Here is a 5,965-nt window from a genome sequence, read left to right on the forward strand (position 1 = left end):
CCGTGAAATCCGTGCCTAAATTATGTCTATTGTAAGCAGGATTTTCTTTTGACACCTTCCTTACTTCACCAATTTCAACTCCTCAATCAACCGCGGGCATTTCCCCCACTTGTCAATCATATACAGCACATAGCGGATGTCGACGCTGATCGTGCGCTGCAAGTCCGGCTCGAAGGCGATGTCGCCGCTCATCGCTTCCCAGTTGCCATCGAAGGCAAGGCCGATCAGACGGGCGTTCTTGTCGAACACAGGGCTGCCGGAGTTACCGCCTGTGATGTCGTTGTTCGAGAGGAAGCAAAGCTGCAATTCGCCGTCCTTGTTGGCATACTGGCCGAAGTCCTTGCTGCGGATCAGGTCGAGGATTTCGGGCTGCACCCAGAACTCGTCGCTTTCGGGGTTTTCCTTTTCGAAGATCCCCTTCTGGGTCGTATAGTAATCATACCAGGCAGCATCGTACGGACGGTAACCGCCGATGGAACCGTAGCTCACACGCATCGTAAAGTTGGCGTCCGAAGCGAAAGCCTTCTCCGGGTGCATCTCTTTCAAGCCGGCAAAATAGAGGCGTTCGCCCTTGGCGATATCGTAGTAAGAATCACCCGTGAGCTGTTGCAACTCGAAGAGGGAGATGAGGACGGACAGGCTCAACTCGGCAGCCGGGTCCTTCTTCAGCTTCGCATATTTCTTCGGGTCCTTCAGCATGGAGGCGATATTGTCGTAAGACAGGATGGATGTCTTCTTGAATACATCGGCGGCATACTTTTCATAATCGCCTTTATATTTCTTGTCCACCTTCTTGTAGATATCCGGAAGATTCTCAGCCGGAACCCGTTCTTTCACGATCTTCATCATTGCCGCCAGCACCTTCCGGTCGAGGCTTGCGTCGTAGTCCTTGAAGAAGCCTTTGATATTATCTTCGAGGAAGATGTCGATCTCTTCGGGGGTCGAGCCTTTCACATCCACGCTCTGGATCATGCGGGCCAGCTTCACGATCTCGGCGCCGCTCAGGAACGCTTCGCCCAGGTAGGTGGAGATCTTCTTATATTCGCCGGAAGAAGTATATCCCTTTTCCAGAAGGCTCAACACGTCGCCATAGGCTTCCTTGCGCTTCGGGTCTTGTGCCACCCAAGCGGCAAAAGCGGCTTCCTCTTCGCGTTTGCGGTCGATCACTTTCAGGTTGGCAAGGCCCTTGTTCATACCGATCGAGTTTTTCCAGTAGTTGGAGCTGCCGGCATATTTGGAGGCATATTTGATGCGCACCTCGTCACTCTTCAACATCGCGTCTTTCCAGATCGCCTGCTTGATGCCGCGCACTTCGATACGCGGTTTGTTGCTATCCTCGATACGCTGCTGCACGCCCCATGAACAGAGGTAACGGTCCGTGCTGCCGGGGAAACCGATCGTCATCGCGTAGTCCTTGTCCTCATACCCTTGCAACGACACTTCGGCCACGTATTTCGGCCGGTAGGGCTTGTTATCCTTGCTGTAGGCCGCCGGCTTGTTGTCGGCTCCGGCATATACGCGGAACACGGAGAAGTCGCCCGTATGGCGCGGCCACATCCAGTTGTCCGTATCGCCGCCGAACTTCCCGACCGAGCTGGGCGGGGCGAACACCATGCGGACGTCGTTGTAGACATCGTAGACGATCAGGAAATACTTGTTATTGTTGTAGAAAGGCACGACATCGGCAGACTGGAATTCCGTGTTCCCGACAGAATCGGCCATCGCCTGCCCGATCGAATCGGCGGCGGCCAGACGCAGGTGCTCTTCCTTGATCGAAGCGATCTCAGAATTGATACGGTCGCTCACATCCACCGTCTCACGCAGGTAACGGACCGTCAGGCCCGGAACCGGCAATTCTTCTTCCTTACTCTGCGAAACGAAACCGTCTTTCAGGTAATCGTGTTCCACACTGCTCAACTGCTGGATCGAACCGAAACCGCAATGGTGGTTGGTGAAGACCAATCCCTCGTTCGAAACGGTAATGCCGGTACATCCTCCTCCGAAGATCACGACGGCGTTGGCGACACAAGGGCCGGTTTCACTGTACAACTGTTCGTAAGACGGAGTAAATCCCAACTCCTTCATCCTCGCCAGGTTTTGTTTGTTCAACTCTTTCAGCACCCACATGCCCTCATCGGCAAACACTTGGCCTGAAGCAACGAGAAGCAGTAACACTGCCCACAACTTCTTCATAAAATTCATTCTTTGTTCGTTATTCAATAATTAATTTGATTTTCTTTCGTTCTACACGCGCGGCAAGCCATTTCTTAATCTTTTCCTGCTCTGCCTCACGCACTTTTTCTTTACTTTTCAGGTAGACTAACAGGACGGTATCGGGTCGAATGCTATCCATATCCATCAGATAGGTATGCGCACAAGAAACTTCCTTGACATAGGGGAAAAGAACTTTCATTTCCGGCATCAGCTCGGACGTAAGATGATTGTAACTGTGATATTTGTTCAGGTCGCGTTTCAGCGAATCGATCTGCACGGATTGCGCCCGGAGGACCTCTTCGCTATTCTTATACAGGTCCTGCATCAGCAGGCTTTTCAACTCGTTGATATCGGTGGCTTCCTGCCCGAAACCCTGTTGCACGATAAGCCCCACGTTTTTCAAGCCGTATTTCGGCATCTTGGCACGGGCGTTCGTAATCATCGTTTCAGGCACTGTCTCGCCGATCAGGACTACTTTCACCTCTTTCTTGTCACTGGTGTCGGTCACCGTCTTGCTCAGTATCTGCGTGTTCGGGAAACTCAGCTCATCGGCGACAAACGTCCGCACCCGGTCGTTGAAATAACTGGCCCGGATCAGGTTGTAGCTCAGGAAAAGGCTGGGCACGATGGTAAAGAAGACGATCACCCCGACATACCGCGTCACGATCTTCTCGCGCTGTTTGTCTAAAAAGACTTTCTTCGGGTATTTCAGCAGGCGGACCACCACATAGGTCGCCAGGCTGATGAACACCGTATTGATAAAATAAAGGTAGAAAGCGCCGAAGAAATAATACAGGTTACCGCTCGCCAACCCGAAACCGGCCGTACAAAGCGGCGGCATCAAAGCCGTGGCGATCGCCACGCCGGGAATCACATTCCCCTTGCTCTTGGTCGAACTGGCCACGATCCCCGCCAGACCGCCGAAGAAAGCGATCAGCACGTCGTAGACGGTCGGCTGCGTACGGGCCAGCAACTCGCTCTGCGCCTCGCTGATCGGGGAGATCAGGAAAAAGAGCGTCGACGTGATGACACTGAAGACCGTCGCCGTGGCAAAATTGCGGAAGGAACGCTTGATCAGATCGAAATCGGAAATCCCCAGCCCCAAGCCGAACCCCATGATAGGCCCCATCAGCGGGGAGATCAACATCGCACCGATAATCACCGCCGTCGAGTTCGTATTCAAACCCAGCGAAGCGACGAAAGTCGCAAAGATCAGAACCCAGAGGTTCGTCCCCTTGAACTCTATGCCTTTCTTGATAGACTCGATCGTTTCGAGCTCATCCTCTTTTTCCTGACGGACATCGAAATTACGGACAAAGAAGTCCCTAATCTGCTTGTGCAACAATCCTTTTTCCATCCTATTAAAATCAATGTTTGTATATGAACATCCCGTTAAAGGGGCTTTACAATGGCTAACACTCTCTCACAACCGTTTTAACACATCGCCTAAACCGCACAAAGATAGAAATAGTATCTCGAAATAAAAAATAAGAGCTGTGAACATAAAATAAGCGCGTTAAATCTCTCAATAATCATTGATTTTCGCTTAACTTTGCAAATGCGCAGAGCAGTATAATAACAAACATTCTCAATTAATCTCGATAAATAAGATGAAACACTACATTCTCCTGATATACTTCCTCGCTTTTTCCCTCGCTACGGAGGCGAATACAGCAGTGAAAGATTCACTGTCGGGGGCTTTGTCGTCCGCCTCCTCCTCCTTGCAAAAACTGGAAACCATGACTAATCTGATGGATATTTCACGGCAGGAGGAACAGGTTAAATATGCGAAACAACTCTATCAGCTCGCCCTCGAAGAAGACGAAGACTATTATAAGGAAGCGGCCTTGACCGAGATCTTGCGCTTTTACGTGAATACCGATGCCAAAGACAGCGCAAAGGTGTATCTCGCCGAAGCCGAACGGGAACTGAAAGGGAAAGCACGCGATTACCTCGTCACGTACATGAAGACGATCATGGACGTCCGCGTAGTCTATTACACCAAAGGCGAGGACCGGATGAAACTGATCGAAAAATACAAACTCCGCCTTGAAACGGAAAAGGACATGTCGGTTCTCGACAAAATAGCGAACAACTATCTCCTCGGTATGGCAAACAGCAACCGGGTCGATCCGAAAAACCAGGAGGCCATTTACAAAGAGGTCTGTTATTACATGAACAATGCGATCAAACTGTCGGAGAACATCCCGCTCCGCTATTCCTACCTGTTCCGCCTCAATACGCTCAGTATACTGAGCCTTATGGAAGCGACTCCCGAAGATCGGGTGAAAGTCTCCCTCCGCTACCTGAACATACAAAAGGAATACGCGGCCACAAAAGAGATGAAAAAACGGCCGTACACAAGCAAACGGCACCTGCTCAACGCCTACTCCACTTTGGCAACCGCAACTGAAACAGTCGGGAAAGATATGGCAACCTACTATTTCAACTACTTCATCGACCTGAACAGGAAATATCCCGAAGATGCCGGATTCTCCGCCGAATATGACCGCTATTTCACTTCGCTCAACTATTATAAGTCGATACGGGACTTCCAGAAAGCGGCAGATTACAACGATTCGGTCATCCACTATTTCCGCCACGGTGATTTCCAGTTCGACCTGACCGAAAACATCGTCCTGACCCTAAAAGACAAAATCGACTGCCTCGACAGCCTCCACAGGTACAAAGACGCCTATGAAGCCTATAAGGAATATACCGTACTCTTGGATTCCGCACGCACGCGAAGCATGGAAAACAAAGTCGAAGACCTGGAGATCAAAAAGAACGTGGACGAGCTGGTGGTCGAGAAAAAGGCGCTCGAAGTAGACCTTCAAAAGAGCCGGAGCCAGCTCTATCTATTCCTTGCGTTGCTCATCCTCTCGATCTGCTTCGGAATCTTCATCTTCTTCCGTTTAGGTAAGATCAAATCGCTGTACGAAAAGTTGCAGGAATCGAACCGGTTGGTCATCATCGCCAGTGAAAAGGCGCAGGAAAGCGAGCGGATGAAGAACGCCTTTATCAAGAACATGTGCCACGAAGTGCGCACGCCGCTAAATGCGATCAACGGCTTTGCCGAACTGATCACCGGCGACGGCGTAAGCCCGGAGGAAAAAAAGGAATTCAGCAAGATCATCTATACGAACTGCAACAACATCACCTCCATGATGAACGATGTGCTGGTAATCGCCCAACTGGACAGCAGCAACGAGGTCCTCCCGCTGGAACCGGTCCACATCGACCTGCTTTGCCACCACGAGATGAACCTGTTGAAAAAATTGCAGCAGAAACCGGATATTCATTACCAGGTCGAAGGCGACAAGAGCAATGACCTGATCTATTCGGACGCGAATCATTTCGGTATTATCATCTCCCATCTGCTGAACAACGCGAACAAGTTCACGAACCGGGGAAGTATCACGCTCTCTTACCAGACCGAAGAAGAGGGAAAGATAATGTGCATAAGCGTTACCGACACAGGATGCGGAATCCCGGCAGACAAGAGCGAATGGATTTTCGAACGTTTCACCAAGAACGACGACTTCATCCCCGGTTCGGGCCTCGGCCTCTACCTCTGCCGCCTCATCACCCAACGCCTCAACGGGACCCTCAAGCTGGACACCAGTTACACCGGGGGAGCCCGGTTCGTACTGCGGTTACCGGTAAATCCCTATAAATAATAAAAAGGTTCTTATTTTAGCAGATTTGAAACTAAATGTACCACTAAAGAACCAGGTTCGCGGATGACGCG

General features: G+C 50.7%; 3 protein-coding genes. 1 reads left to right on the forward strand and 2 read right to left on the reverse strand.

Annotated elements, in window-relative coordinates; all coding sequences use genetic code 11:
* Positions 1-60: 60 nt before the first annotated feature.
* Positions 61-2,193, reverse strand: coding sequence for a S46 family peptidase (locus tag RDN79_RS18800; RefSeq protein WP_366139611.1), 2,133 nt, complete (start codon positions 2,191-2,193; stop codon positions 61-63).
* A 19-nt stretch (positions 2,194-2,212) separates the two neighbouring features.
* Positions 2,213-3,571, reverse strand: a complete 1,359-nt coding sequence (locus tag RDN79_RS18805; protein ID WP_298550988.1) for a TIGR00341 family protein — start codon at positions 3,569-3,571, stop codon at positions 2,213-2,215.
* Positions 3,572-3,824: 253 nt separating this feature from the next.
* Here RDN79_RS18805 and RDN79_RS18810 point away from each other — a divergent pair, with 253 nt between their 5' ends.
* The gene (locus RDN79_RS18810) at positions 3,825-5,894 is read left to right on the forward strand and encodes a sensor histidine kinase KdpD (RefSeq protein ID WP_298550990.1); all 2,070 of its coding nucleotides are present in this window, start codon (positions 3,825-3,827) and stop codon (positions 5,892-5,894) included.
* The last annotated feature ends 71 nt before the right edge of the window (positions 5,895-5,965 follow it).

The sequence above is a fragment of the uncultured Parabacteroides sp. genome (genome assembly GCF_902493135.1).
Classification (GTDB): Bacteria; Bacteroidota; Bacteroidia; order Bacteroidales; family Tannerellaceae; genus Parabacteroides.

Bases quoted from the DNA above. Each gene is read 5' to 3' on its own strand.
- RDN79_RS18800 (WP_366139611.1), bottom strand. From the start codon at position 2,193: ATGAAGAAGTTGTGGGCAGTGTTACTGCTTCTCGTTGCTTCAGGCCAA.
- RDN79_RS18805 (WP_298550988.1), bottom strand. From the start codon at position 3,571: ATGGAAAAAGGATTGTTGCACAAGCAGATTAGGGACTTCTTTGTCCGT.
- RDN79_RS18810 (WP_298550990.1), top strand. From the start codon at position 3,825: ATGAAACACTACATTCTCCTGATATACTTCCTCGCTTTTTCCCTCGCT.